Here is a 1,320-nt window from a genome sequence, read left to right as displayed (position 1 = left end):
ACGGGAGATACGGTCCTGGGCCGCGGTACGACGGTCGTGGCGCACCCTGACGGCCGCCTGGGGGACTATCTGGACTCCCTGCGGCGCCTGCGGTCTCTGACGGTCGACGACGGCGTGCACACGGTCCTGCCGGGCCACGGGCCCGTCCTGGAGGACGCCCAGGGCGTCGTCGAGTTCTACCTCGCGCACCGGGCCAACCGCCTGGCCCAGGTCGAGACGGCGGTCGAGAACGGCCACGCGGCGCCGTCGGACGTGGTCGCCCACGTCTACGCGGACGTGGACCGCTCCTTGTGGCCGGCGGCGGAGCTTTCGGTGCGGGCACAGCTGGACTACTTGCGCGAGCACGGCCTGATCTAGCTGATCCGGATTGATCCAGCTGTTCCAGCTGTTCCAGCTGTTCCAGTTGATCCGGCCCTCAGTCGGGCCGGGGCGCCTTCGTGCCGTGGACGGACGTGTACTCGGCGGCCAGCCACGGCCCGAGGTCCTCGGTGTACGCGGCGAGGACCGCCGGATCGGCAACGGGTTCGTACGACACGAGGACGGCGTCCCGGATCTGGGCGGCGCGTTCCGGGTGGTCCGGGTAGAACCGCCCGAACACCTCGGCCATGGTGGCGAGGTCGCTGGTCCAGCCGTTCCACCGGGGCATCACGAGCGTGAAGGCGGTACGGACGAGGTGCCGCGCGATGACGCGGCTGAGCGTGCGGCGCTCGTCGTCGGTGGCCGCCGCGGCGATGCGCGTGCGCCAGCGCGGCAGGAAGAGGGCGAGGTCTCCGTTGGTCTCACGGGCGAGGAGGCTGTCGGGCCGGTAGCGCGGCAGATACTCGGCGAGGTCCTCGCCGAGCAGCGGCGTACAGAGGCAGGCGACGAACCAGCCCAGGTCGTACGTCTCCAGGGCGCTCAGCACCCGGCTCCGGCTCACCAGCAGGATGCCGACCCCGTCGATCTGCGGGAACTCCTTGTCGAGCGCGACGCCGAGCGCGTCGGCATCGGCCCGGTCGTCGTCCCCCGGCTCCGCGCGCAGGACGAGCAGCAGATCGAGGTCGGAGCGGCCGGGGCGGGCGGTGCCGCGGGGGACGGAGCCGTAGAGGTACGCGCTGCTGAGTCGCGCCCCGAAGACTTCGAGGACGCGGTCGCGCGCGGCGGCGACGAGACCTCGGAACTCCCCCTGCACAAGGCCGAGGGCCCCTTCCCGCTCGATGAACCCCAGAGAATCGACCCCACGTTCACCCATGCCCCCACTGTGCAACGGGAAGCCGCGGGGCCCTGACCCCGACCGCGGGGCAAACGGGTGGGTGGGCGGAAAGCCTGTGCGGAAGCACG

At 71.9% G+C, this 1,320-nt stretch carries 1 protein-coding gene and 1 pseudogene; one reads left to right on the top strand and one right to left on the bottom strand.

Annotation, left to right across the window (positions count from 1 at the left end):
• Positions 1–357 (top strand): annotated as a pseudogene (locus ACZ5CR_RS45590) (MBL fold metallo-hydrolase); the annotation flags it as partial.
• Positions 358–415: 58 nt separating this feature from the next.
• Here the strand turns inward: ACZ5CR_RS45590 and ACZ5CR_RS45585 are convergent.
• On the bottom strand, positions 416–1,231 hold the full coding sequence (locus ACZ5CR_RS45585) for a nucleotidyltransferase domain-containing protein (protein WP_468869686.1): 816 nt from the start codon (positions 1,229–1,231) through the stop codon (positions 416–418).
• Positions 1,232–1,320 lie beyond the last annotated feature (89 nt).

It is taken from the genome of Streptomyces sp. NPDC031274, from assembly GCF_055570235.1.
This window is presented reverse-complemented; position numbering and strand designations above follow the sequence as displayed.

Excerpts from the sequence above, each read along its gene's own strand:
- ACZ5CR_RS45585 (WP_468869686.1), bottom strand. The coding sequence starts at position 1,231 with ATGGGTGAACGTGGGGTCGATTCTCTGGGGTTCATCGAGCGGGAAGGG.